The following is a 24,428-nucleotide window of genomic DNA, read 5'->3' as shown; positions in this document are numbered from 1 at the left end:
GTAACTATTAGAAAAGATAGAAAGAAGTGACGTAGAAAATGATACATACGATACCAAACGCTTCCATCGTATTGTTTGGAGCGACTGGTGACCTTGCTCACCGAAAATTATTCCCTGCCCTTTACCAATTGTATCAAAAGGGACATATGAAAGAGAATTTTTCTGTTGTTGGTGTTTCTAGAAAAGAATATACACATGAAGAATTTCAAGCTGAAGTCGCTTCAGCTATCAACGAACATGCACCAAATGCAGATATAGACATTGTAAAAAAATTCTCTTCACATTTTTATTATTTAAAAATGGATGTAACGAGTAAACCAAGTTACCATGAATTAGAAGAACTATTAAACGTACTTGACAGAGATTATCAAACAAACGGGAATCGCTTGTACTATTTAGCGATGGCTCCAAGCTTCTTCGGAATCATCCCTACTTTCTTAAAATCAGAAGGTATAACAAATACAGAAGGCTGGCAGCGCATCGTAATTGAAAAACCATTTGGTCATGACCTTCCTTCTGCTACAAAACTAAATGAAGAGATTCAGCAAAGTTTTAATGAAGATGATATATACCGCATCGACCATTACCTAGGTAAAGAAATGGTCCAAAACATTCAAGTGATTCGTTTTGGAAATGCCATCTTTGAATCCATCTGGAACAACAAGTACATTGACTCTGTTCAAATCACATCAAGTGAAACTCTAGGTGTAGAAGATCGAGCTGCTTATTACGAAAAATCGGGTGCATTACTTGATATGGTACAAAACCACATGCTTCAAATGGTAATGATGGTTGCTATGGAACCGCCAGGCGAACTAAAGCCAGAACATATCCGTGATGAAAAAGTAAAGGTACTTCGTTCATTGCGCTTCTTTAATGAAGAAGAAGTAAAGAGGAATGTGATTCGGGCACAATATTCCGCTGGAAAGATGAACGGAGAACAAGTTCCAGGCTATCTTCAAGAAGAAAATGTAGCTCCTGAGTCTCAAACAGAAACATTTGTAGCAGCAAAACTGTTTATTGATAATTTCCGTTGGACAGGCGTACCATTCTATATTCGTACAGGAAAACGAATGGCTGTAAAATCGACTGAAATCGTTATTCAATTCAAGCAAGGCCCAATGGCTCTTTATCATGCAAAAACAGAAAAATATCAGCCGAATCTTTTAAGAATTCACGTTCAGCCTGATGAAGGTGTAAGTCTGACTCTGAATGCTAAACCAAAAGGTGATACTTCTGATCTGTTGCCGATTGATATGACCTATAACAATAAGACAACAGCTGAGATGAACTCTCCAGAAGCGTATGAGAAGCTTCTCCATGATTGTCTTCTTGGAAATTCAACTTACTTTACTCGATGGGATGAAGTAGCACTTAGCTGGGACTTTATTGACCGCATCACAAAAGCTTGGGCTGATGGTACAGGTTCACCTGTTACACACTATCCTTCTGGCAGCATGGGCCCTGTTGAAGCAGATGAATTATTGAATAGAGACGGCCATTCTTGGTGGGAACCTACAAAAGTTAGAGAGGAATGTTAACCATGAAGATTTTTGATGTTTCTTTACCGATTTATGAAGGTATGCCGGTATATAAAAATAAACCTGAAAAACAGCCTCAGTTTAACACCGCTCAAAGCGGTCATGTTACAGAAACAAGGATCGCAATGGATGTTCATACGGGAACACATGTAGATGCACCACTTCACATGGTGCCTGGCGGTGACACAATTGAAACCCTGCCGATTGAAAAACTCGTCCGAAAAGCAAAAGTGATTGATCTTACAAGTTCAAGCGAGTTCATTTCTGCTAATGATCTTGCAGGAAAAGATATTCAAAAAGATGATTTTGTCCTTTTTAAAACTAAAAATTCTTGGGACACAGAATTCAATTTTGAATTCATCTATGTGAACAGCGAAGCTGCTAAAGTATTGGCCGAGATCGGTGTAGCTGGTGTTGGTATTGATGCTCTAGGTGTTGAGCGTGCACAAGAGAATCACCCTACTCATAAACAGCTTTTTCAAAACAACGTAATCATTATAGAAGGGCTTCAATTAAAAGATGTGCCTGAAGGCGAATACTTGATGGTAGCTGCTCCTCTAAAGATCAGAGGATTGGATGCATCACCTGCAAGGGTCGTCTTAATTGAACAATAACACTCTGTAGCTCTTGAAAGTTGTTGATTTCCGCTCCAGGTGCTCGCTTTCCGCGGGGCAGGCGGTGAGCCACATTCGTTCGTTTCACTCTTAAGTGTCTCACCTGCCAGCCTGTCCTAGCCGAGAGTCTCACACCTTACACTCCAATCAACTTATCATAGGAGAGAATTGAACAAAATGCTTCCAAAGCAACAATCTATAGAAGAAAGCCAGATAAAAAAAACAGCGGATTTTCCGCTGCTTTTTTTATTTGAACTATTCTAAGGCTGGTTTTAACTTTTTGTTCATTTGAGGATCTTTCGTTTCCTCATCTCCCCCGCCTTTTTCTTTTTCAGGTTTTATAGCAAAAAATGCAGCAACCGCACCAACGATACTAATTCCTGCTGATGTGTAAAATACGAGTTCATGTGAAGATTTCATTAAAATGGCATATACAGGAGGGCCTAATGCTACACCCACAAATCTCATCGAACTGTAGATCGATGTAATAGATCCTCTTGCTTCTTTCTCAATTCCTTCAGTAATAAGTGCATCCAAACATGGTAAAGCAGCACCAATACCAATTCCCGCAATAAATAATGCGCCTAATAAAAAATAGACGTTCTCAGTAAAGGTGATTAAAAATACGGACCCACCTAAAAGGACCATTGATAAGAAAGTACACCATTTCATAACTACCTTATTTTGCTTAATCTTTTTCCCAGCAATAAAAGAAGCTATTGATAGAGCAAGCAAAGGCAATGCAATGACCAAGCCTTTCATGATCCCTTTTACGCCATATTTTTCTTCTAAAATCGTGGACAGATAGAACAAGATGCCGAATAACACAAACATGATGATGCCGCCGATTATAAATATGGCAATAAGCCATCTGCCTTCGTTGTGAAAAATTTTCTTAATGTTTTTAATGTATTCTTTAAACGGTTGTTGTTCTTGTTCTTTTTTTGGCACTTTAACAAGAAATAACACTAAAAGAATAGAAACAATACAGAATACAGGTATGAGCCAAAAAGGTAAAAACCAGATGATAGTTGCTAAAAATGCCCCCAATATTGGGCTTAAAACCTTACCGATCGTATTTGAAGTTTCAATCAACCCTAAACCTGAACTTACCTCTTCTTCATCTTTAAACATATCCCCCACTAATGGTAAAACGACCGGAGCTGCACCCGAAGAACCAACACCTTGAAGAAAACGGCCAATTAGTATAAACGTAAATGCATTATCGGACTGCCAAGCGGCCCAACCTGCAATCAATCCTCCAACGCCGGCAATAAAGAGGCTAGGTATTATTACTTTTTTTCGGCCAAAACGGTCGGACAAATACCCTGCAATCGGTATTAAAAGGATGGCAACGATCGAATAAACGGTAATAATTAAGGAAACTTGAAAAGAACTAATATTAAGTTCTTTTCCGATTTCAGGCAAAACGGGTATAAGCATAGAATTCCCCAGTGTCATTACAAGGGGAATGGATGCGAGTGCAAGTAGGTCTAACTTTTTCTTTGCTTCCATAATTTCCTCCACAACCGTATGTCTACCTCTTTAGTATTGTAAAAAGTCATAAAACCATACAAGAAAATCCACCCATTGACTGAAGAAAGCAATTAAAGATACACTTGGTGGGAACGTACTTTTTGCAATTTTGCTGAAAAATGAAAGGAAGTATTCTGTGTGGAACATTTACTAAACGATCATGCTAAATCAATTCAAATTTCAGGAATTCGTAAGTTTTTTAACGAAGTTGCTCAGTTTCCCAATGCCATATCCTTAACACTTGGCCAGCCGGATTTTCCTACTCCATTACACGTAAAAGAAGCTGCTATTGCTGCGATACATAACAATCAAACCGTTTATTCACATAACGCAGGCTATATTGAGCTGAGAAAAGCCGCTTCTGAATTTGTAAAAGAAAAGTATGAGCTCAACTATGACCCGACAAGTGAAGTGATCGTTACTGCAGGAGCTAGCGAGGCGATCGATATTACATTGCGCACAATTTTAAACAACGGTGATGATGTTCTGCTTCCTGCACCTGTTTACCCTGGCTATGAACCCGTAATCACTTTATGTGGTGCGAACACTATATATATAGATACAACACAGACTGGTTTTAAAGTTACTCCTGAATTGATTGACAAACATATCACGGACAAAACAAAAGCGATTATCATCCCTTCCCCATCTAATCCGACAGGGGTTGTACTTGAAGATCATGAATTATTGGAGCTCTCTCACTATTTGAGGAAAAAAGACATCTTTGTACTCTCAGATGAGATCTATAGTGAACTGAAATACAACGGTAATCATCATTCCATTGCTCACTATGAAGGAATGAGGGAAAAAACATTTGTCATAAACGGTTTGTCCAAGTCACACAGCATGACTGGCTGGCGCATCGGACTTTTGTTTGGCCCGCAAAACCTATTGCAGCATGTATTAAAAGTTCATCAATATAATGTCACTTGCGCGTCTACCATTTCACAAGCTGCTGCTATAGAAGCCTTAACAAATGGTAAAGATGATGCCTCTGAAATGCGTGAAGCATACAAACAGCGATTAGAATACTGCTGTAACCGACTTGAAAAGATGGGTATTTCTTTTGAAAAACCAAATGGTGCATTTTATCTTTTTGTATCTGTTAAAAAATATGGCTTAACTTCTTATGAATTTGCATTAAAACTGCTACAAAATGAGGAAGTTGCCGTTGTCCCGGGCGACGCGTTCACTACTCTTGGTGAAGGGTATGTTCGAATTTCTTACGCTGCTTCTATGGAACAGTTAATAAAAGGTATGGATGGAATCGAAAACTTTATAAATTCCCTTACTTAAACTGCCCTAAATTGGGCAGTTTTTTCGAATAAGTTAACATAAAGATTTTATGGTTAATTCAATGACTTTGTATAGAAATTTGAATTAGAAAAAAACTAAAATTAATTTATTCAAAGGATGCGTTTTTGTGAAGTTAAACGGTTTATTAAACCAATTGCATATATCAACTACAACCGAGGATGATCCTGTAATCACCGGAATTACTTCTCACTCAAAAAAAGTAAAGCCTGGATACTTATTTTTTGCTATTTCTGGTGTGCATGCGGATGGCCATCAGTACATACAAGAAGCATTTGAAAACGGTGCTGCAGCCATTATTGGTGAGTATGATGAGGAAATTGGACCAGGTCATTATTTTTATGCTAAGGATACTAAACAATTATTGAGTTTAGCTGCTTCTTACTTTTATGAAGAACCTTATAAAAAACATAAGATGACTGGTATAACGGGTACGAACGGCAAAACCACAACTTCTTTCTTACTTCAGCATATACTTGATTCACATGGTATTTCTACCGCTCTTTTCGGAACCGTATATCACTTTATTAATGGTACTAAGGTGAAGAGTTCACACACTACTCCTGATCCTGTTACTCTTCAGCAGATGTTAAGCGAAAGCAAAGATGATACTGTGGTTATGGAAGTTAGTTCACATGGATTAGAACAAAAAAGAATTGAAGGAATTACTTATGATCAAGCCATCTTTTTAAACTTAACTCATGACCACCTGGACTATCACGGAACAATGGAATCGTACTATCTATGTAAAGCTAAATTATTTTCCTATTTAAAAAATAAAGGGACAGCGATTATATGCAGTGAGGGTCATTATGGTAAGCGATTAACAGAAGAACTGAATAAAAAAAATGATCTCCAAGTCTGGACTTACGGCAAAAGAAAAACTGACTCATTTTATATTGAAGATGTAGGAAAAAATTCATTTAATTTGGTTCATGAGACACTTCAGGTAACTGTGCCTTTACCTCTTCCAGGTGAATACAATGCTTTAAATACAACCGCTGCCATTGCTGCAGCATTAGACTATGGAATACCTATTAAAAGCTCAATAGAGTATTTAAAAAGTTTTGCTGGAATTCCTGGCCGATTTGAAGAGATCATCCTTCAAAATGGGACAGAAGTTATTGTTGATTATGCTCATACCCCTGATGGTGTATCTCAAGTGCTTGAAGCAGCTAGCAAAAAAGCAGGAAATCGCCCACTTTATCATGTTTTCGGATTCAGAGGTAACCGGGATTTAACGAAACGAAGTGAAATGATCAGTATATCATTAGAATACACGACGAAAACCATTTTAACGGTTGATGATTTAAACGGTGTGGATCGTGATCAACTCGTTCAAGAAACTCAAGAAGCAATTCCAAAAGCATCCCAACTGCCTGTCATTGTTCCAGATCGAACAGAAGCAATTTTCTTTGCTTTGAAAGAAGCTCCACCGAACGCTGTAGTGATTATTACAGGCAAAGGACCGGAAAAGTATAAAGAGGCGTATACACATCCGTCTGATTCTGATCTTAAGACTGTGGAACTGTTTCAATCGATGAATAAACCAACATTCATATAAATTAAAATCAGCATTTTTTTAGGCGAGGCAAAAAAAGCCTAAATATAAGTTTTGGTTGTCTTTTGGAAGAGTTGATTTCCGTTTCAGGTGCTTCGCTTTCAGCCGGGTAGGCGGTGAGCCACATTCGTACGTTTTACGTATAAGTGTCTCGCCACCTTTCACTCCAATCACTTGGCAATGAAGCAAAAGAACAAAAAAAACAATAAATCTTCAAAGTATCAAATCTTTTTCGTATTCATTGTTTGTTTTGAACTTACTGGGATGATACGGTCAATTCATTGAAGTATTTCGAAAAGAATAAATAAGGACTTCGTATATGATGTCCATGCGAAGTCCTTGTTTTTTTAGCTTTTTCATCCAGGGAAAGTGATTTGTTATACATAAAAAGGACTTAAACCACCTCGTCAATGCGAGGTGGTTTAAGTCTTTTTTGGATTCTAATAATAACTTGTAATAATTGAAGCATAGGGTACTGACTCCTGCGGACTAGTGCGACAGGCGTTCTTCCGAAAACAGTCTCTCACTTTACAGCTGATGCAATTGTTTTAAGCTGTGCTGCATCTGATTCAATCTTTCTTCTAAATCTCCAGGCTTCTTTAACTCCTCGAAATAAGCAGCCAATTGATCGATGATTTGCTGTCTTGCCTTCGTTTCGGCGTTTAACAATATTTGATCATAGTGTTCTGATAGCTTCTTATTCGCTTCAATCACCCAGTGTTCCACTTTTTTGTCTACCTCAATCACAAGATCATTCTTTAAATCCATCGAACCGTTCTGTTCAAAGAATTGTTTTGGATTCTTAAAATAAGATAACCATTTCTTTTGCTGTGTTTCATCAGTACCTTCTATTGCTAAAGAAAATGCAGGTGTTCTGTATAAATACGTATGATCTGATTGCTGCAGACTTACCCCTTCGTCATTCGCTTTTTCAATCATGTGTTCTACTTTCTCTTTTATACCTTTTTGTATCCAATGATCTAACCTTAATGAGCATGCTTTAAATTCTTGATTCAAATCATGTGAAAGTTTGGCGAAAAGCTCTTTTATACAGAATGATAGAGCTGCTTTAGAACTTTGCACAGCAGCAGGATGAATCGTCTCTTTATAAAAGTCATGATAACGAATCAATACCCGTTGTTTAATATAATAAAGAAGTTCCTTTTGCTCTTGGTCAAATTGTTTTCTTGATATTGTGACCTTACTCTTTCCATAATCAATAAGCGTTTGCTCTCGTATTTGCAAGCTTTCTATATATTCATCCTCTTTTTCCATGCGCAGCTTTGTCTCGTTAATGATATTTTGAATCGTGAGGCGTGCATGTGTGATAGAAGACTGTGCACTCTTAATCATGCTATGCTCTAGATCATGCTCAATATATGAGTACAAACTTGCTGTTAAAGGACCAAAACCGCTGTCAGACCGATCAGGGTGAAGTAATTTGTTCTTACTCGACACAGGGAACAATCTCGGGTTTCGTATCCCAAAAGTAAGGAGATTACTTTTAACGTGATTCACTACATCCTTCTTATCCTCTTCACTATCTGCTAGATCAGAAGCATTAATGGCAAAAAACATCTTATCGGACGTAAAGGTATCTTTGATTCTTCCTAACTGAATTAAAAACTCTCGATCAGCATATGAAAACGCGTGATTAAAGTAAGTAAGATAAATAATAATGTCTGCATGCTTCATATATTCAAAAGCTACTTCAGTATGACGGGAATGGATAGAATTTGCTCCAGGTGTGTCGACTAAGACTAATCCCTTTTCCGTTAACGGACAGCTATAATACACAGTGATTTTTTTAATAAAACAAGCTTTCGTCTCATCTGCTGCATACTTGCTTATGTCAGTAAGATCTGAATGAAGCGTCTTCCCTAAATGTTTGTTCGCCCATCCAAATCCTTCTCTATAAGATTGTATCTTTTCATCTCTTGTTTCTGTTAAAAACGTTAAATCAGTTTGTATTGTTTCTAAAAGGATATTGATTTCTTGAAGAACTTCTTCCTTGCTCTTCATATGAATGACGATCGAACCGTGTTTATTATCTTGATCTGGAAACCTAATTTCATTAATAGCAGCAGTTGTCGGATTTGGTGAAGACGGAAGAATATTTTCACCGAACAATGCATTCGCAAATGAAGATTTACCAGCTGAGAAAGCACCAAATAGCACCATCGTAAAAGACCTTTTTTCAAATCGGTGCTGAAGGTTCTCCATCTCCTCCGCTAGATGAGTGAGTCCTGACAAAGGCTTTAATATCGCTGCTGTTTTTGAAAGATTCTCTGTTTCCTTTTGAAGTGATGCAGTTTGTAAATTCTTGCTTGCTGCATGTTCAGCAGAATCCGGCTCTATTTCCTTATCTACATCTAATTGCTGATCAAACTTATTTTTGAACAACTCGACTGAGATCGGATGATATTCTGCTATGAACATCTTTTCATAATCACTTACAGAATGTGATCCTCTCAAGTCAGTATTTAAAATTTTATTTAATTCAAATTTTTGATCTTCCCATTTTTCTGCAGCTTCTTTTTCATTTTGGAGTTTAACTATTTCCTGTTCTTTTTGTTTCAATTCTTTGTGCAGTCTTGATAACTCTTCTCTATTTGAATGGTTCAATTGCTCAGAAGCAAATGTTAAACAATCGCTAATTTGCTGCCGTGCTAATTTTTTGATTTCGTTTGAGATACTATTGCAATAGTTTAAGAGTCCTTGTCCTTGAGATGACAAACCAGATTGTACAAATGAATTCAGCATCTCTTCTTTTACTTGTATCTGCTGCCAATCTGTCAAATCTGCGCTGATCTCTTTTTGCAGTGAACTTATATAAGTTATAGTATGCCAATTGACATGGGCATCAACAGATTCTTGAAGTTTTTCTTGAAAAGCTTTTAACCGTTCTTTCCGCTCTTGTTCTGTTTTTTGCTTAGAAAAGAATAATCCGACTTTAAAGTCTTTTTTCGCTGATTCGATATACAATCCCGCTTTTTCTCTCGTCTCAAATGGCATCAGCTGAGCGGAATCTAGTATGTTGACCATATGATTTCGAATGTTCTCTATCTTTTCTTTTACAGACTGCTCTTTCAATGATACCTGTCCTACAAGCTCTTCCCGGCTTTCAGAGAGGAGATTTAGCTTTTGGTTTACCACAACTAATGCAGGGAGGTCCTCTTCAGTCTTCTCGATAAAGTCACTTACAAAGTGATGCAGCTGAGTGTTAATTTGCTCTAATAGCAAGGCATCCTTATTAATCTCTATTTTTTTAATATATGCCATAAGAGCGGTAAGATCGTTGTATGAAAAACTTGGCTTCTTTACACTCGTAAAAAAGATATGTTCTTTTGAGATACCAAATGTTTGAAACGTTTTGAACACATTTTCTTTAAAGTTATGAAAACTAAGCTCTTCTTCTCTGTGTTTATCAATCTGATTAACAATAAGACGAACAGCTTTTCCTCTATGAATCAATGATTGAATAAACTCAATATTCGTTTCAGAAAGAATATGGTTATAATCCATGACATAAAAGATTAAATCCGCTAAGTACACCACATTTTCAGTAGCCTTTTTATGCAGAGGATCTGTCGAATCAATACCAGGTGTATCATAAAAAGCGATATTTGTTTGATCACCTGGGGATTCATAATAGATTTCTATCGCCTCTACAAGCTCTGCATCTTTACATAGAGCTTTAATTTCATTTACGTCATAAGGATCATTAAATGTTACGATTTCTTTATTCTTCAATTGAACGACTGCCTTTGGATCTCCCTGTATCATTTTAACAATGTTTGCGCTCGTTGGAATCGGTGAGGATGGAAGAATTCCTGTTTGAGATAGGGCATTGATCAAACTTGATTTACCGGCAGAAAAATGGCCGCAAAAAGCTATAGCAAACTCTTCCTTTGCTACTTTTAGGAAAAGTTTGCTTAGTTGTTCTTGTTCTTTTAATTGCTTCATTTCATGGAACTCTTCATATAAAGAGATCAATCGTTGTTTTTCTGTATATAACAGTTCTTTTTCCGTTGACTTCATCGTATCCACCTGTCTTCAATACTGTTTCACTATCCACTTTACCATATATATGATAACGATTTCACCATTGATTATCTTTTTAGCTGGATTCCGATAGAGTTATTTTTTCGACTTATCAAAAAAGTAAGCCATAAAAATCTCATCTTCCATTTGGTCTTCAATGATCGCCTGGTCTTTTTGTCTTCCTTCTATAATAAAGCCAACTTTTTCATAAACCTTTACGGCCTTTTCGTTTCCGGAAAAAACGGTCAGCCAAATTTTATGTAAGTTATTTTTTTCTCCCCAGCGCAGAGTATAATTCAGCAGTTCTTTTCCTATTCCAAGACCTTGCGCATCAGGATGAATCCACGTTCTGAACACACCAGTATGCTTCTTCATTTCCAGTTCACCTTTAAGCACCCTCGCTATGCCTACAACTTTTCCTTTACGCTCAACTGCTGTATACATATTCTCTTTTTGTTTGACCTCTTTAATAAATTCAATTTCTTCTGATACAGAATGAGGTTCTTCTTTTTGTAAGTATCTTCCTGCTTTTACGATTGCCTCAATATGTGCCGTAATGTCTTCTGCATCATATTCTTCTACGGGTCTTAAGATAATTTCTTCACCATTTTTTGCGGTAAATGAAAAGCGATCCCCATTTGGCATGCTCTTATTCCTCCATAATTATGATTGTATTATTATGTCTCGTTAACATGTTGTCATTCATCAGGAAAAATAATGGTGATTCAGCTTTATTGTTGATTGGTCAACTATAGCAAGCCCAAACGAAAACTGCTTTTGTCTTCTTTTATCAGTTGGTGAACCAGGATTAAAAAGGATCTTGTTATTCTTTACTTCATGAAATGGGATATGAGAATGTCCAAAAATGATTACCTCCACATCGTCATTTTCACATAGTCTGAAAGCCCGTTCAGGTGTGGACCTTCCTTTTCCTAGGTGACCGTGAACAATTGCAATCCTTACATCTTCTATCTCAAAGATTAATTTTTCTGGAAGGGTGCTGCCCCAAGTATCTTTATCAACGTTACCTTTTACACCATAAACAGGGGCGTACATTTTTAATTCTTCAAAAACAGATTCCTGTGCCCAATCTCCTGCATGTAGAATACAATCAACACTATCTTTAAGCACTTCTACTACGGGTTCTGGAATCTCTTTACCCATCCTTGGCATATGGGTATCAGATATGATCAGAATCTTTTTCATTAAATAAAGTCATCCTTCCATTTAAATTCATTGAGTTATCCCAACCCAAGTATTGTCGAATCGTTTTAAATTTATTACTTAACAAAATATTTTAATGTATAGTCCTTACTCTTTTACTATAAGTTTAAAATATTTGTATTTTGATTGCTTAAAAAAGCGCCAAAAATAAAAAGCAAGGGTGGACACCCTTGCTTTTTTGCTTATCTGTTTTTAAAATCTTCACGAACTCGTTTTTGTGAACGGTATGATTGATCACGGCTGCCGCTGCTGCGGTTTCCGCCATCACGAGAACCACTTCTTTCGCCTTTAGAATATCCAGAACGGCGATTGTCTCTTCCGCCTCCACCCTCTCTTTTAGGGCCTCCAGAACGTCTGCGATCAGAGAAACGATTATTAGGACGTCTCTTTTTAACTGATAATGGCGGCTCATCCGTAAGACTAACCGGTGTCGTATCAGGTTCTTTTGTAAGAAGCTTAAGCGCTGCAGCTAGAAGTGTTACTGAGTCGTTTTCTTCTAATAACTCAACAGCAGTCTGCTTATATCCGTTAAAGTTATCTTCTTCAACAACTTCCATTAACTTTTCAAGTGTGATCTGCTGTTGTCCTTCCATTGCTTCTGAAACGGAAGGAATCGAACGTTTTACCATTTTACGCTTTGTAATTTTTTCGATCGTATATAAGTGATCGATCTCACGCGGCGTAATAAATGTTAATGCATAACCTGTTTTCCCTGCACGTCCAGTACGTCCAATACGGTGAACATAGCTTTCTGGATCTTGAGGAATATCGAAGTTATAAACGTGAGATACACCTGAGATATCAAGCCCACGCGCTGCTACGTCTGTAGCAACAAGAACTTCAATTGTGTTGTTCTTAAACGCACGCAATACTTTGTCACGTTTTGCTTGTGGAAGATCACCATGTATACCTTCAGCTGAATAGCCACGTTTACTTAATGCTTCAGATAATTCATCTACACGACGCTTCGTACGTCCGAAAACAATCGCAAGCTCTGGAGAGTGAATATCCATAAAGCGGCAAAGTGCATCAAATTTTTGACGTTCTTTTACTTCAACATACTCTTGTTCAATGTTCTTAACTGTCATTTCAGACGCTTTAACTTTAATCAATAAAACATCTTTCATGAATTTAGCAGCTAGGTTTTGAATTTGTTTTGGCATTGTTGCAGAGAAAAGCATCGTATGACGCTCTGTTGGAACATTTTCTAAAATCTTTTCAATGTCTTCAACAAATCCCATATTTAGCATTTCATCTGCTTCATCAAGCACAACGGTATGAACGCTCTCTAGTTTTAATGTTTTTCTATTGATATGGTCTTGAACACGTCCAGGTGTACCTACGACGATGTGCGGACCATTTTTTAACGCTTTGATCTGACGAACGATGGATTGTCCACCATAGATCGGCAACGTTTTAATTCCTTTAAACTGACCGATTTTGTTTAGCTCTTCTGCTACTTGAACAGCTAACTCACGTGTTGGAGCCAAAACGATTCCTTGTACGAATCTTGATTTTGTATCCATTTTTTCGATTAGCGGTATACCAAACGCAGCTGTCTTACCAGTACCAGTTTGCGCCTGACCGATTAGGTCAGTCCCTTTTAATGCCGTTGGAATGGTGTCACGTTGAATCGGTGTTGCTTCCTCAAATCCCATGTTGTTGATGGATTGAAGCAACTCAGGACTTAGTCCTAATTCTTGAAATGTTGTCAATGTTCTATCTCCTTTTCTGTGACGAAAAAGGTTTTACGATAACCTCGTGGACACGGCATCTGAATAAACTGTGAAAACTGCCGGCCAATTTGTTTTTTCAAAATACATCATGATTTGCACATAAAATAGCATTTCCGCGATTTTAATTGACTGGAAATGCTTAGCCATGTGAATATGCGTAAAAATTAAACGTTAATAGTTACAAGGCTATCCGTAATTCAAACTTGTTCCGTCCATATATATTCCGTTGTTAAACTTATCACGTAACTATAATAAATGCAACTCTTTCCATTGCAAGTTGTATTGAATCTTTCTCTTACACATCTTTTAAACATGTGTTATTTTCGGCAGAACGGTATTATTTTACCCAATGGAGTTTTAGATAAAACATCTTTTCATTTCTTACAGGAGAATAAATTTTTGAAACCATCACACGCTAACGGTATATCTTTTGTGTGAAAGAAGGACCAATATGGATCAAAACTGGGTTTCAATCATACCGTTTTTAGTTGTCATTCCAATTGCTATCAAAACAAAACAAGTATTGCCAGGGTTGATAGCAGGTTTATTAACAGGATCTTATCTTCTGCAGCCTACACTTGTTGGCGGACTTGAAAAGATGGTTGCTTTTTTAGTAAAAGGTTTAATAGATCCTAAAAATATAAAAATATTAGTGTTTTTGTATGCATTTTCAGGACTTATTTCGATGATAAAACTTTCTGGTGGAATAAAAGGTTTTGTAGAAGAAGCATCCAGCAGAATTCAAACAAAAAGAGGTGCACTTTTTTTAACATATGTTTCAACGATAGGTACTTTTGCGGCCCCTAGCTTTCGTTTTGTTACGATTGCTCCTATCATGAGAGCACTGTTAAAAAAAGTTAAGATGTCTACACAAGAACTTGGTTTCGTTATAGAAACAACAGCCACCCCAATTATTGTTTTAATACCGATCGCAACCGCTTTTGTTGGTTATATGACGTCAATCGTTGACATCTCATTAAAGAACGAAAACATAAAAGCTGATCCCTATTCTCTTTTTATACAGAGCATACCGTTTAACTTTTTCTCTTTTGTCATGATTATTGTAGGAATCTATTTAAGTTTTTTTCATCACTCCAAATCGACAGAAGAAAGTGATCCTAAGGCAGTCGGTAAAAAAGAAGAGGATGATTGGCATAGCTGTGATCCTGCGGTTAATCGTGATCTTCCTAACAAGCCCTTCAATCTGCTAATACCCCTTATCTTAGTCGTATCCCTTACTCTTGCTTTAACTTGGTGGGATGGATATAAGAAAACGCAAGACGGTTTTTTCGAAGCTTTTATATCAGCTGATGTAATGGATGCGATGTTAATCGCACTTCTGTTCACAACAATCTTCACGTTTCTATTCCTCCGTTTTCAAAAAATGAAAATAGGAGATCTGTTAAACGGATTTATTTTTGGAGGAAATGAACTAATGAGCGTAATCGTATTGCTTGCGGTTGTTTGGGGTTTATCTTCCGTAACCGAAGAGCTTGGTTTTTCTGCATTCGTTACACGATATGCAGGATGGATTCCCGCTTCAGTAATTGTTCCGCTGCTGTTTATTTTCGGCTGTGCGGTTTCTTATTTTATAGGTTCTGCCTGGGGAACTTGGGGGATTCTAATGCCACTTGGTGTTTCGATGGCAGGTGTTGCGGACGTTTCTCTTCCACTCGTAATTGGTGCCGTTTTTGCAAGCGGTACATTTGGAGCATTCGCTTCACCATTAAGTGATGATACGAATACGATTGCCCGCATTTTAAATCTCTCTGTGATCACATATGCCAGATATAAATTGAAACCTGCTCTTATTGCAGCAGGAATAACCGCAGTGCTTTATGGAGCTACGGTATTCTTCTTTTGAACCTCCCGATTAGGAGGTTCGTTTTTTTCCTTCTTCTCTTAGTTTATTAATTACGTTATAATACCTTTCTCTTGACCACGAGTTGTAAGAAGGATGAGGAACACCATAAATGATTGTTAATTGGTCCTTGATGGTTAACTTGTTCACATATTTTTCAGCAAACCTTCCACAAGGTACGATGATCGTATCATTCTTTAGAAGTGATGAAAGCCTTTTCTCAAAATTTTCTACTAGCAAATTGTCAAACGCAGCTTTGCTTTCATCTTTAAATCGCTTTGCTGAACTGATCCTCACTGCTTCAGCAACCTGTATTTCATCTTTATACTTTTCAACAAATTGTGGATCAGGAAAAGCGCTTTGCTGAAGAGGAAATGGGCAGACATTCACGATTCCATAAATGGTTTTCCTTTTGTCTAATATGGATTGCTTTAAAAATTTGCCCATGGGAAGTATTTCTTCTTCTAAAAACAATTCTTTTGCCATTGATCGTCCAGAAAGCCCTGCTAAAGGGACACCCGATTTAATCTCTTCTTTATGTGGTGACTCTAAAATAAATATGATTTCAGTTTCTTTTGTCGTGATATCTTGAACACTGTATAAAGATTTAGCATCAGTAAAAAAAGAATGGATATTCATTACAATACTCCTCTATTTCAAATAGGATTGAATAAAAGTTTAAATCAATCGTTTTGTTTGTGAATCCAACTATCATATGCCACAATATCACCATCAGCTATTCATGCAACATTAAGGAGTGAATTCTATTTTGAAAATTATTATGAATGAAGATACGGCTACACATGTTATTAATGACCTGCAAGCTTCCCCAAGTGATTCCATTCGCTTTTTTGTACGGCTTGGAGGATGCAGTACCGTACAGGATGGCTTTTCGTTAGGCATTACAAAAGATACACCTAAACACCCAGCAGCAGAACTTACGATTAATGAACAAACCTTTTTTATCGAAGAGGAAGATGAATGGTTTTTTGATGGCAGTGATTTAACCGTTTCTGTAAAGAATGATGAAATACAATTTGACTTCCATAACACAAACAACTAAAATTTATAAAAACTTTTTCAGTTCTTCACTTCGTCCTTCTACTTTCATGATCTCTTTTTGCTTATCTCCTAGTAAATCAAAATGGGGATAAGCATCTCTTTCATGAATCCATTCTTTCTTTAAGCCATACTGTTTTCCCCAGCTTATTAACTTTTGGACATCTCTGCAACCTACTTTTGTAACACTTTTCTCATTTGGAAAACGCGGATCGTACCAAAAGTGTGTAAGAAAGGCTATTTTTCCTGATTCGACTTCTCTTTTCCAATTCTTTAACTGTGAACGATTTATACCAAAAGCCATCAGTCGATCATAATCGCTTTCAAATAGGCTTCATGCCATTCTGGAAAGTATTTTTTAATGGAGATCGGTCTAAAATTATCTTTTTTTACACAGACATGTGTGGATTCTCCTGTCACACAAAGAACCTGATCTTCATTATAAATTTCATAAAGATAGACAACTTTTATACCTGAATACTCTTTTATAGCAGTCATAATTATTGCTTGTTGTCCATAAGTTAAAGGCTTTTTATACGAAGCCTGAATGTCTGTTACAGGTGAAAGAATTCCTTGTGCTTCCATGTCAGCATATTTAAACCCTAAGTGTTCAATAAGTTTCGTTCTGCCGATTTCAAACCAAATAAGGTAGTTGGCATGGTAAACGACTCCCATTTGATCGGTTTCTGCATATCTGACGTCAACACTTGTTTCAACAAAATTCATATGTATCCTATACCCCTTTTATCATCTTTTTCTTACACTTTAGTTGAAAAAGCAAAAAAAGACCAGCAAAATGCCGGTCTTTTTACTATTGGAAATCGTTGCCTTCTCTATAGGCTTTTTCTTCTTGAATTTCATTTTGAAACTGTTCGATGGATTCTTGGCGGTGCTGATTTTTTTCTTTAATTTGTTCTTTTTGGCTAGCCGTAAGTTCTGTGTTATCCATCGTTTGGTTAGCTTCTGAAATATTTTGCTCTGTGTTTTGAACCATTTGTTCTAAGCGTTCAACGTTGTTGCTGCGGTCATCTTTGTTTGGTTTTTGCATGATGAATTCTCCTTTTTTCTTGAAGTAATACCACCATCTTAGTTTGCGCCAAAAACCGAAAAACTTATTCTTAATTTTTTTGAAGTAAGATCGGACTCATGTTCTGAATGCTGGTTTCACAAAGTTCTGTAAGGTATTTCCAATATTCAACAACACTTTCGTCTTCTGAATTTTTCATTGTGATCTCCAGCCAAGCCAATTCTTCAGCAAGTCTGATCGACGAACCAATCCAATATCTTTTATTTTTAACAGTAATTTGAAATGGTTCTACAAATCGAAATGGTAAATAAAATCCTTCCGTATTTGGATGAAGGATGATGTGCTGATAAACCGTTCCTTTAAAAAGCTTAGCATAAAACAAGAATACACCATCATTTTTAGCTGCTGCTTTTTTCAATTTATCTAGGGTTTCTTCGTTACCAACTTCAATTGTTGTAATTTCTTTTTCCCAATTCAACTCTTCACGAAATGGAACAAGGTGTCCCAATCGTTGCATTTCAATCTCTAATTGACGGTATAAATAATCCTGATCATCTTTATTATGTGATACAGGTAATGGTTTGACAGATGCCGTAATCAAACGTACCCCTCCTAATTCTTTCACTACATACATTTTTTCGACAAAATCTTTCATATATGGGAGTCAATCGTGAAATTTTGGAGAGGTAATATTTACATACGTTATCTATTTTCCTTTTGGTGGAACATAATCGGCGTGATCATGCGACTTGTTGGCCATTTTCTTTCCGTTGTTGCTATTGCTCTCACGCGGCTGTGTGCCGATATGATTGGGTACAAAATCTTCTGGAAAGCGTTTTGGATTACTCAAAGGTCTTACCCCCTTTCGTCTTCTTTTTACTTTTCCATTAATCAAAATCAACTATTCATCTTATAAGCAGCAAAAATTTTAATGAAATCTGATTATTTTGATATTGAACTGGCCATATTGTTAATAGTTCAAATGAAGAGGTGTCATATGAGAAAAAATAGAAAAATGAGCTTTAGAGAGCTTGTGAATGAAAACAAAAGACAGCTGCTTAAAGATGAGACTTATATTGAACAGCTCGAAAAAAAGATTGATGAAAGACATACAAAAAACGCATAAAAAAACCCTTTGCCGCGAGGCAAAGGGTTTTTTGTATTAATTTTGCGTTTGAGAAGAATGAGCCAATTTATTGCGAAGTACCATCGGAAGGATACCGCCATGACGGTAGTATTCGATTTCAACTTCACTATCAAAACGAGCGATTACTTCAAACGTTTTCTCAGATCCATCTTCAAATGTTGCTGTAACTTGAACAAGATCACGAGGTTTAACATTTTCATCAACTGAAACTGTAAAGGACTCTTTACCTGTAAGTCCGAATGTTTCAGCATTCTCTCCATCTTTGAACTGAAGTGGTAAAACACCCATCAACACAAGGTTTGAGCGGTGAATACGTTCGAAGCTTTCAGCAAGAACGGTTTGAATACCAAGCAGTGTAGTACCCTTAGCAGCCCAGTCACGGGAAGATCCCATACCATAGTCTTTTCCTGCAATAACCATCAGGCCAGTACCATTCTCTTTGTATTTCATCGCAGCATCATAAATGCTCATCACTTGGTTAGTTGGCCAGTATGTTGTCCATCCGCCTTCTGTACCAGGTGCAACAGCATTACGGATACGAATGTTTGCAAACGTTCCGCGCATCATAACTTCATGGTTACCACGTCTAGATCCGTATGAGTTAAAGTCACGAGGCTCAACACCATTTTGAATAAGATATCTTCCAGCTGGTGTATCTTTGCCAATTGCTCCTGCAGGAGAAATGTGGTCAGTTGTAACAGAATCCCCGAACTTAGCGATTAACTTCAGATCTTTAAGAGGTTGGATTTCTTTAAGTTCTGCAGAAAGTTCCTCAAAGAAAGGCGGGTTTTGAATGTAAGTTGAAGCCGCATCAAAACCATAAAGCTGATCAGCTGATGTTTTTAGTTCGTTCCAGCGTTCGTTCTCATCAAATACACGCTCGTATTCTTTTTTGAACAATTCTGGAGTAACTGCTTTGTTCATCGCTTCATTAATTTCTTCTGTAGTAGGCCAGATATCTTTAAAGTAAACTTCATTGCCGTCTTTATCTGTTCCAAAAGAATCAGATTGAAGGTTAAAGTCAACTGTACCAGCTAGTGCGTAAGCAACTACTAGTGGTGGTGAAGCTAGGTAGTTTGCTTTTACTAGCGGATGGATACGGCCTTCAAAGTTTCGGTTACCTGATAGAACAGAAGTTACAGTCAAGTCGTTTTTAGAGATCGCATTTTCAACTTCAAGAGCGAGTGGGCCAGAGTTACCGATACAAGTCGTACAGCCGTAACCTACAAGGTTAAAACCAAGCTGATCCATATAACTCATCAATCCTGCTTCTTCTAAATAACGAGTAACGACTTTTGAACCTGGTGCTAAGGATGTTTTTACATAACCAGGAACTTTCAATCCTTTTTCTACAGCTTTCTTAGCAACTAATCCTGCACCAAGCATTACGTAGGGATTGGATGTATTTGTACAGCTTGTGATAGCAGCGATTGCTACTGCACCTGTTTTCATTGTAGACGTTTCGTTGTTAGGATGCTTAACAATTACTTCCTTGTTGATCTCATCAGCAGTTAAACCAAAACCTGCATTTCCTTGAGGAGCCACAAGTGCTTTGTTAAAGCTGTCTTTCATTTGAGATAAAGGAATCAAATCTTGCGGGCGTTTAGGTCCGGACAAGTTTGGCTCAATCTCTGAAAGATTGATTTCTACAACGGAAGTAAATTCTGGGTCTGCATCTCCTGCAGTATAGAATAATCCGTTTTCTTTGCAGTATGCTTCTACAAGCTGAATCTGCTCTTCCGTTCTTCCTGTCAGTCTCATGTAGTTCAGAGCTTCCTCGTCTACTGGGAAGAATCCGCAAGTTGCACCATATTCAGGTGCCATATTGGATACTGTCGCACGGTCTGCAAGAGGCATCTCCGCAAGCCCTGGACCGAAGAATTCTACAAACTTTCCTACTACTTTCTTTTCACGCAAAACTTGCGTTACTTTAAGAGCCAGGTCAGTTGCAGTCGTTCCGTTTGGAAGTGTACCTGTTAGTTTAACACCGATAACTTCTGGAACTGGGAAATAAGAAGGCTGTCCTAACATTCCAGCTTCTGCCTCAATTCCACCAACACCCCATCCTAATACACCAAGACCGTTAATCATTGTTGTATGGGAATCAGTACCTACTAGTGAATCAGGAAAGGCAATTGTCTCTCCCTCAGATTCGCTTGTAAGAACAACAGGTGCTAGATACTCCAAGTTAACTTGGTGAACGATGCCTGTCGCAGGAGGTACTGCACGGTAATTATCAAAAGCAGATTGCGCCCAGCTTAAAAGCTTGTAACGTTCTTCATTGCGGGCAAATTCAAGATTCATGTTAAAAGCAAGAGAATCTTCAGTTCCTGCTTTATCCACTTGTACAGAGTGGTCAACTACAAGATCAACTGGAATTTCAGGATTGATCTGAGAAGGATCTCCACCCATATCTTTCATTGCTTTACGAAGAGACGCTAGATCAACTACAGCCGGAACTCCAGTGAAGTCTTGAAGAATAACACGTGAAGGCTTGAAAGGAACATCGATATCTTTTAGTTCACTTGTCCCCCACTTTGCAAGGTTTTCAACGTGTTCTTTGTTGATTACTTTTCCATCATACTGTCTTAAAACCGATTCCAATAATACTTTTACAGAGTAGGGTAATTTCGATACGTTTCCAATTCCCGCTTCTTCTAACGCTCCTAAACGGTAATAGCTATATTGCTTACCGTTAACATCAAAAGTAGAACGGGCATTAAATACATCATTTCTTTTCATGTTCCACTCTCTCCCTTCAGTAACAATCATACACGATTATGAGAAAAATTGTCGAAAAAATGTGTTCAATTTAAGAGTACCGTCACACAAAATCTTTTTTTCCCTCTATTATCATACGTAAAACCCTTTCATAAGTAAAATAGTTAATCGTTATCAATCGACATAAGTTTTTCTTATCATATAAAATATCACCATCATTTTCCCATTTGCATATAGTGAATTACGTTATATCTCTTTTGTTTTCCACTTTAGTAACATGTCAATATGGATCGGAGGGAAACATGATGGAATGGTTAAAAAAATTAGCCGCATTACTTGTTTTAATCGGAGCATTAAACTGGGGGTTCATCGGTCTTTTTGATTTAAACCTTGTTACAGCAGTTTTTGGAAGCGCTACCACAGTCACAAAGGTAATCTACAGCCTTGTAGGTTTATCAGGTGTTTGGCTGTTGCTTTCAAAATATAAAAGCTGAATGTAAAGAAGCACTCCTTTTTTTGGAGTGCTTCTTCTTTTTTGTATTGAGCAGACTAATAACAACGGAGGTGAAACAATAATGGGTAGAAATAAAGCAAACCATACGCGTCCTGGTATGAATGCTGCTAAAGCACAAGGAAAAGGTGCAGGCTACAATACTGAATTTGGAAATGAAGCGCTAAGCTTGCCTAACGAGAAGTTAAGCGAAGCGGAACGCCAAAACAATAAAAAGACGAAGAAACGCCACTAAGGCTTTGGAAACTGATTTTGCAGCTGCTGCAGTTCATTTAAATAATTCTTTAACTGAGGCTGTTGATGTTCAGAAGCCGTTTCAAGAGCATTTTCAATTTGTTGACAAGCCTTTTCGTTCTCTGTCATAAAATGTGAGTAATACACACCATACTCACTGCTCGTGGAATCGAGTTTCTTCGAGACGTCAATCGTATGATGGTAGCCTTGTTCTGCTGCTTGATAAGCTTGTTGTTTATCTTTGTAATAGGGCATAATTACCTTCCTTTTTTGGTTTGATATCATTAACCTTCCAATTTTAATCATATTTATTCAATAAGGAGGAGTTTTTATGGGTGAGCGTAATACATTCAAAGATATTAGGAAAAATGCTCCTAAAGGTGAAAATCCTGGTCAGCCTGCTCCGATGAGTGGATCTAAAAAGGTAAAACAAAGAAATCACACTGGCCAAAACCATGGTGAAGGACGTTAATTAAAAGTAAAATACTAAGGATGTTTTCGCAAAAATTGTTGCTATTGGAAGTGGTTGATTTCCGTTCCAGGTGCTTCGATTTCCGCGGGGCAGGCGGTGAGTCACATGCGTTCGTTTTACTCTTAAGTGTCTCACCTGCCCGCACCAAGAAAGTATCCTTGCTCCTGCGTCTACAAGTAAATGCTACCGCAGTGAGCTTACTCGTTGCATGCCATACTAGAAGCTTCTCATGTGGTAGGCACGTTACCTTCACTCCATTCAACTGCATAGAAGAAATGAGGTTTGAAAGCACCAATTTCTTAGTAAAAACCATAGCTAAAAATAATTTAAAAATCCCGTTCGAAATAGTTAACAAAAAGAAAAGGACTAACACAATATTGTTGTGTCAGTCCTTTTCATTGATTATTGAATAGAATCAATGGCATGCAGAATCGTTAGCGTCTCTTCTTCTGTAACTGTTCTGAGATCAAGAAGCACTTCTTCGTCTTTAATACGAACGATTATCGGTGTTTCATATTCACGGAAAGCCTTCGCCAAATATTCGGCACCTTTTGGATATGTCAGTCCAATACAATAGGTAGGCAGCTTTACATCTGGCATCGTACCTCCACCTACTTGAGAATACTCTTCTATGATTTTAACCGTTAATGATGGATGATTCCCAATCTTAATCATCAATTCCATCGCCTTCTCTTTTAGTTCTTCAGATGTTTTCAAAATATCCCTTACTGTCGGAATTGTCATATGTTCGCCGTACAAGTATGCATTCAATGTTTCATTTAAAGCGGCAATTGTAAATTTATCAACTCGTAAAACCCTTGCAAGCTGATGTTTTTTTAGTTTATCAATAATTTCTTTCTTACCCGCAATAATTCCAGCTTGAGGTCCGCCTAATAATTTATCGCCGCTAAACGAAACAACATCAATACCAGAAGAGATAACAGAGGAAATTAAAGGTTCGTCTCCGATACCGTGAGACTGGAATGGAAAGAGAGCACCGCTACCTAAGTCTTCATAGATGACGAGTTCTTGATTTTTTTGTTTTAATTTCAATAGCTCAATGGAAGAAACTTCTTTTGTAAACCCTATAATTTTAAAATTACTCGTGTGCACTTTCATGATCATACCCGTTTGCTCTGACAATGCTCTTTCGTAATCAAAGTAATGGGTTTTGTTTGTGGTTCCCACTTCTCGCAAAATCGCACCACTTTCTTCCATTATAGAAGAAACTCGAAATGAACCCCCGATTTCAACAAGTTCTCCTCTTGAAACCACTACTTCTTTGTTTTTTGCTAGTGCCTTCAATACAAGATAAACAGCTGCAGCATTATTATTAACGACCATTGCTGCTTCTGCTCCTGTAACTTGCTGTATGAGGTTTTCAGTAAGATCATGCCGTGATCCGCGTTTTCCCTCTTCAAGATTGTATTCTAAGTTTGAATACATCTGTGCAGTCTCTGACATACGCTCTACACTTTTATCACTGAGTCTAGATCGGCCAAGATTGGTATGTATCACGATTCCGCTTGCATTAATAATGGAGCGAATCTGTTTTGTAGGATGATATAGATTTTTTTTTGCATCATTTTTTATAAGTTCTTGAATATCAGCTTTCAAGTCAATGTCGTATTGTTCAGAAATAATATTTCTACGCCACAGTTTGATCGCATCCTGAACTGCACGCGTAATTTCTTTCTCGGGTCTGTCACTCACTTCAGAACTGATATTTTTAACAACTTCATGAACAGCAGGCAGCTGCCTTAAAAGATCTGTTTTTGACAAGGTGAAGCTCCTCCTTAAGGGCTAAAAAGGTGATCCTATAAGGA

At 37.4% G+C, this 24,428-nt stretch carries 24 protein-coding genes; 10 read left to right on the top strand and 14 right to left on the bottom strand.

The window, feature by feature from the left end; all coding sequences use genetic code 11:
* Positions 1 to 38: 38 nt before the first annotated feature.
* Positions 39 to 1,541 (top strand): glucose-6-phosphate dehydrogenase, encoded by a 1,503-nt coding sequence (gene zwf / locus AWM68_RS10860; protein ID WP_066241202.1) that lies wholly within the window; start codon positions 39 to 41, stop codon positions 1,539 to 1,541.
* A gap of 2 nt (positions 1,542 to 1,543) precedes the next feature.
* Complete coding sequence (locus tag AWM68_RS10855) at positions 1,544 to 2,155, top strand: cyclase family protein (protein ID WP_066241201.1); 612 nt, start codon at positions 1,544 to 1,546, stop codon at positions 2,153 to 2,155.
* 255 nt (positions 2,156 to 2,410) lie between these two features.
* On the opposite strand, the gene AWM68_RS10850 is transcribed toward AWM68_RS10855, so the two are convergent.
* On the bottom strand, positions 2,411 to 3,670 hold the full coding sequence (locus tag AWM68_RS10850; protein ID WP_066241199.1) for an MFS transporter: 1,260 nt from the start codon (positions 3,668 to 3,670) through the stop codon (positions 2,411 to 2,413).
* 159 nt (positions 3,671 to 3,829) lie between these two features.
* On the opposite strand from AWM68_RS10850, the gene AWM68_RS10845 reads away from it, so the two are divergent.
* Both AWM68_RS10845 and AWM68_RS10840 read left to right on the top strand, forming a co-directional pair.
* Entirely contained in the window at positions 3,830 to 4,987 is a 1,158-nt protein-coding gene (locus AWM68_RS10845; RefSeq protein ID WP_066241197.1) for an aminotransferase A, read from the top strand.
* A gap of 127 nt (positions 4,988 to 5,114) precedes the next feature.
* Complete coding sequence (locus tag AWM68_RS10840; protein WP_066241193.1) at positions 5,115 to 6,569, top strand: UDP-N-acetylmuramoyl-L-alanyl-D-glutamate--2,6-diaminopimelate ligase; 1,455 nt, start codon at positions 5,115 to 5,117, stop codon at positions 6,567 to 6,569.
* A gap of 525 nt (positions 6,570 to 7,094) precedes the next feature.
* Here the strand turns inward: AWM68_RS10840 and AWM68_RS10835 are convergent.
* From AWM68_RS10835 to AWM68_RS10820, 4 genes are all read right to left on the bottom strand, one after another.
* Positions 7,095 to 10,607 carry a dynamin family protein gene (locus AWM68_RS10835; RefSeq protein WP_066241190.1) on the bottom strand — a complete coding sequence of 1,171 codons (3,513 nt, stop codon included), beginning with the start codon at positions 10,605 to 10,607 and terminating at the stop codon, positions 7,095 to 7,097.
* Between the two features lie 99 nt (positions 10,608 to 10,706).
* On the bottom strand, positions 10,707 to 11,255 hold the full coding sequence (locus AWM68_RS10830; protein ID WP_066241187.1) for a GNAT family N-acetyltransferase: 549 nt from the start codon (positions 11,253 to 11,255) through the stop codon (positions 10,707 to 10,709).
* Positions 11,256 to 11,315: 60 nt separating this feature from the next.
* Positions 11,316 to 11,816 carry a metallophosphoesterase family protein gene (locus tag AWM68_RS10825; protein ID WP_066241185.1) on the bottom strand — a complete coding sequence of 167 codons (501 nt, stop codon included), beginning with the start codon at positions 11,814 to 11,816 and terminating at the stop codon, positions 11,316 to 11,318.
* A 200-nt stretch (positions 11,817 to 12,016) separates the two neighbouring features.
* Complete coding sequence (locus AWM68_RS10820; protein ID WP_066241182.1) at positions 12,017 to 13,549, bottom strand: DEAD/DEAH box helicase; 1,533 nt, start codon at positions 13,547 to 13,549, stop codon at positions 12,017 to 12,019.
* 472 nt (positions 13,550 to 14,021) lie between these two features.
* Here AWM68_RS10820 and AWM68_RS10815 point away from each other — a divergent pair, with 472 nt between their 5' ends.
* On the top strand, positions 14,022 to 15,434 hold the full coding sequence (locus AWM68_RS10815) for a Na+/H+ antiporter NhaC family protein (protein WP_066241179.1): 1,413 nt from the start codon (positions 14,022 to 14,024) through the stop codon (positions 15,432 to 15,434).
* Positions 15,435 to 15,443: 9 nt separating this feature from the next.
* Here the strand turns inward: AWM68_RS10815 and AWM68_RS10810 are convergent, their stop codons facing one another.
* A complete protein-coding gene (locus AWM68_RS10810; RefSeq protein ID WP_066241176.1) occupies positions 15,444 to 16,070 on the bottom strand; it encodes a uracil-DNA glycosylase family protein in 627 nt (208 codons plus the stop codon).
* Between the two features lie 142 nt (positions 16,071 to 16,212).
* On the opposite strand from AWM68_RS10810, the gene AWM68_RS10805 reads away from it, so the two are divergent.
* Positions 16,213 to 16,494 (top strand): HesB/YadR/YfhF family protein, encoded by a 282-nt coding sequence (locus AWM68_RS10805; RefSeq protein ID WP_066242438.1) that lies wholly within the window; start codon positions 16,213 to 16,215, stop codon positions 16,492 to 16,494.
* Positions 16,495 to 16,497: 3 nt separating this feature from the next.
* Here the strand turns inward: AWM68_RS10805 and AWM68_RS10800 are convergent, their stop codons facing one another.
* The 5 genes from AWM68_RS10800 to AWM68_RS10780 form a co-directional block, all read right to left on the bottom strand.
* The gene (locus tag AWM68_RS10800) at positions 16,498 to 16,794 is read right to left on the bottom strand and encodes a hypothetical protein (protein ID WP_066241173.1); all 297 of its coding nucleotides are present in this window, start codon (positions 16,792 to 16,794) and stop codon (positions 16,498 to 16,500) included.
* Entirely contained in the window at positions 16,794 to 17,216 is a 423-nt protein-coding gene (locus tag AWM68_RS10795; RefSeq protein ID WP_066241170.1) for an acyl-CoA thioesterase, read from the bottom strand. Before AWM68_RS10795 ends, AWM68_RS10800 begins: the two co-directional genes overlap by 1 nt.
* Before the next feature lie 85 nt (positions 17,217 to 17,301).
* On the bottom strand, positions 17,302 to 17,538 hold the full coding sequence (tlp, locus tag AWM68_RS10790; protein ID WP_066241167.1) for a small acid-soluble spore protein Tlp: 237 nt from the start codon (positions 17,536 to 17,538) through the stop codon (positions 17,302 to 17,304).
* A gap of 70 nt (positions 17,539 to 17,608) precedes the next feature.
* Positions 17,609 to 18,118, bottom strand: coding sequence for a hypothetical protein (locus AWM68_RS10785; protein ID WP_066241164.1), 510 nt, complete (start codon positions 18,116 to 18,118; stop codon positions 17,609 to 17,611).
* Positions 18,119 to 18,223: 105 nt separating this feature from the next.
* The gene (locus AWM68_RS10780; protein WP_066241162.1) at positions 18,224 to 18,367 is read right to left on the bottom strand and encodes an acid-soluble spore protein N; all 144 of its coding nucleotides are present in this window, start codon (positions 18,365 to 18,367) and stop codon (positions 18,224 to 18,226) included.
* Between the two features lie 147 nt (positions 18,368 to 18,514).
* Here AWM68_RS10780 and AWM68_RS21050 point away from each other — a divergent pair, with 147 nt between their 5' ends.
* Positions 18,515 to 18,643 (top strand): FbpB family small basic protein, encoded by a 129-nt coding sequence (locus tag AWM68_RS21050; protein WP_082820674.1) that lies wholly within the window; start codon positions 18,515 to 18,517, stop codon positions 18,641 to 18,643.
* Positions 18,644 to 18,679: 36 nt separating this feature from the next.
* Here AWM68_RS21050 and acnA read toward each other — a convergent pair whose 3' ends face one another.
* A complete protein-coding gene (gene acnA, locus AWM68_RS10775; RefSeq protein ID WP_066241159.1) occupies positions 18,680 to 21,406 on the bottom strand; it encodes an aconitate hydratase AcnA in 2,727 nt (908 codons plus the stop codon).
* A gap of 281 nt (positions 21,407 to 21,687) precedes the next feature.
* Here acnA and AWM68_RS10770 point away from each other — a divergent pair, with 281 nt between their 5' ends.
* Positions 21,688 to 21,879: a DUF378 domain-containing protein gene (locus tag AWM68_RS10770; protein ID WP_231868414.1), complete on the top strand. Its 192-nt coding sequence runs from the start codon at positions 21,688 to 21,690 to the stop codon at positions 21,877 to 21,879.
* An 81-nt stretch (positions 21,880 to 21,960) separates the two neighbouring features.
* Entirely contained in the window at positions 21,961 to 22,131 is a 171-nt protein-coding gene (gene sspO / locus AWM68_RS10765; RefSeq protein WP_066241155.1) for a small acid-soluble spore protein O, read from the top strand.
* Here the strand turns inward: sspO and AWM68_RS10760 are convergent.
* Positions 22,128 to 22,385, bottom strand: coding sequence for a hypothetical protein (locus AWM68_RS10760; protein WP_066241152.1), 258 nt, complete (start codon positions 22,383 to 22,385; stop codon positions 22,128 to 22,130). The genes sspO and AWM68_RS10760 overlap by 4 nt on opposite strands.
* 76 nt (positions 22,386 to 22,461) lie before the next feature.
* Between AWM68_RS10760 and AWM68_RS10755 the strand changes: the two genes are divergently transcribed.
* The gene (locus tag AWM68_RS10755) at positions 22,462 to 22,602 is read left to right on the top strand and encodes a small acid-soluble spore protein P (RefSeq protein ID WP_066241149.1); all 141 of its coding nucleotides are present in this window, start codon (positions 22,462 to 22,464) and stop codon (positions 22,600 to 22,602) included.
* A gap of 402 nt (positions 22,603 to 23,004) precedes the next feature.
* On the opposite strand, the gene selA is transcribed toward AWM68_RS10755, so the two are convergent.
* Positions 23,005 to 24,384 (bottom strand): L-seryl-tRNA(Sec) selenium transferase, encoded by a 1,380-nt coding sequence (selA, locus tag AWM68_RS10750; RefSeq protein ID WP_066241146.1) that lies wholly within the window; start codon positions 24,382 to 24,384, stop codon positions 23,005 to 23,007.
* Between the last annotated feature and the right edge of the window lie 44 nt (positions 24,385 to 24,428).

Source organism: Fictibacillus phosphorivorans (assembly GCF_001619875.1).
Lineage (GTDB): Bacteria > Bacillota > Bacilli > Bacillales > Fictibacillaceae > Fictibacillus > Fictibacillus phosphorivorans_B.
The sequence above is the reverse complement of the archived record's forward strand: the minus strand, read 5'-3'. Positions and strand labels throughout refer to the sequence as shown.

Bases quoted from the DNA above. Each gene is read 5' to 3' on its own strand.
- zwf (WP_066241202.1), top strand. From the start codon at position 39: ATGATACATACGATACCAAACGCTTCCATCGTATTGTTTGGAGCGACT.
- AWM68_RS10855 (WP_066241201.1), top strand. From the start codon at position 1,544: ATGAAGATTTTTGATGTTTCTTTACCGATTTATGAAGGTATGCCGGTA.
- AWM68_RS10850 (WP_066241199.1), bottom strand. From the start codon at position 3,670: ATGGAAGCAAAGAAAAAGTTAGACCTACTTGCACTCGCATCCATTCCC.
- AWM68_RS10835 (WP_066241190.1), bottom strand. From the start codon at position 10,607: ATGAAGTCAACGGAAAAAGAACTGTTATATACAGAAAAACAACGATTG.
- AWM68_RS10830 (WP_066241187.1), bottom strand. From the start codon at position 11,255: ATGCCAAATGGGGATCGCTTTTCATTTACCGCAAAAAATGGTGAAGAA.
- AWM68_RS10825 (WP_066241185.1), bottom strand. From the start codon at position 11,816: ATGAAAAAGATTCTGATCATATCTGATACCCATATGCCAAGGATGGGT.
- AWM68_RS10815 (WP_066241179.1), top strand. From the start codon at position 14,022: ATGGATCAAAACTGGGTTTCAATCATACCGTTTTTAGTTGTCATTCCA.
- AWM68_RS10810 (WP_066241176.1), bottom strand. From the start codon at position 16,070: ATGAATATCCATTCTTTTTTTACTGATGCTAAATCTTTATACAGTGTT.
- AWM68_RS10805 (WP_066242438.1), top strand. From the start codon at position 16,213: ATGAATGAAGATACGGCTACACATGTTATTAATGACCTGCAAGCTTCC.
- AWM68_RS10800 (WP_066241173.1), bottom strand. From the start codon at position 16,794: ATGGCTTTTGGTATAAATCGTTCACAGTTAAAGAATTGGAAAAGAGAA.
- AWM68_RS10795 (WP_066241170.1), bottom strand. From the start codon at position 17,216: ATGAATTTTGTTGAAACAAGTGTTGACGTCAGATATGCAGAAACCGAT.
- tlp (WP_066241167.1), bottom strand. From the start codon at position 17,538: ATGCAAAAACCAAACAAAGATGACCGCAGCAACAACGTTGAACGCTTA.
- AWM68_RS21050 (WP_082820674.1), top strand. From the start codon at position 18,515: ATGAGAAAAAATAGAAAAATGAGCTTTAGAGAGCTTGTGAATGAAAAC.
- acnA (WP_066241159.1), bottom strand. From the start codon at position 21,406: ATGAAAAGAAATGATGTATTTAATGCCCGTTCTACTTTTGATGTTAAC.
- AWM68_RS10770 (WP_231868414.1), top strand. From the start codon at position 21,688: ATGATGGAATGGTTAAAAAAATTAGCCGCATTACTTGTTTTAATCGGA.
- sspO (WP_066241155.1), top strand. From the start codon at position 21,961: ATGGGTAGAAATAAAGCAAACCATACGCGTCCTGGTATGAATGCTGCT.
- AWM68_RS10760 (WP_066241152.1), bottom strand. From the start codon at position 22,385: ATGCCCTATTACAAAGATAAACAACAAGCTTATCAAGCAGCAGAACAA.
- AWM68_RS10755 (WP_066241149.1), top strand. From the start codon at position 22,462: ATGGGTGAGCGTAATACATTCAAAGATATTAGGAAAAATGCTCCTAAA.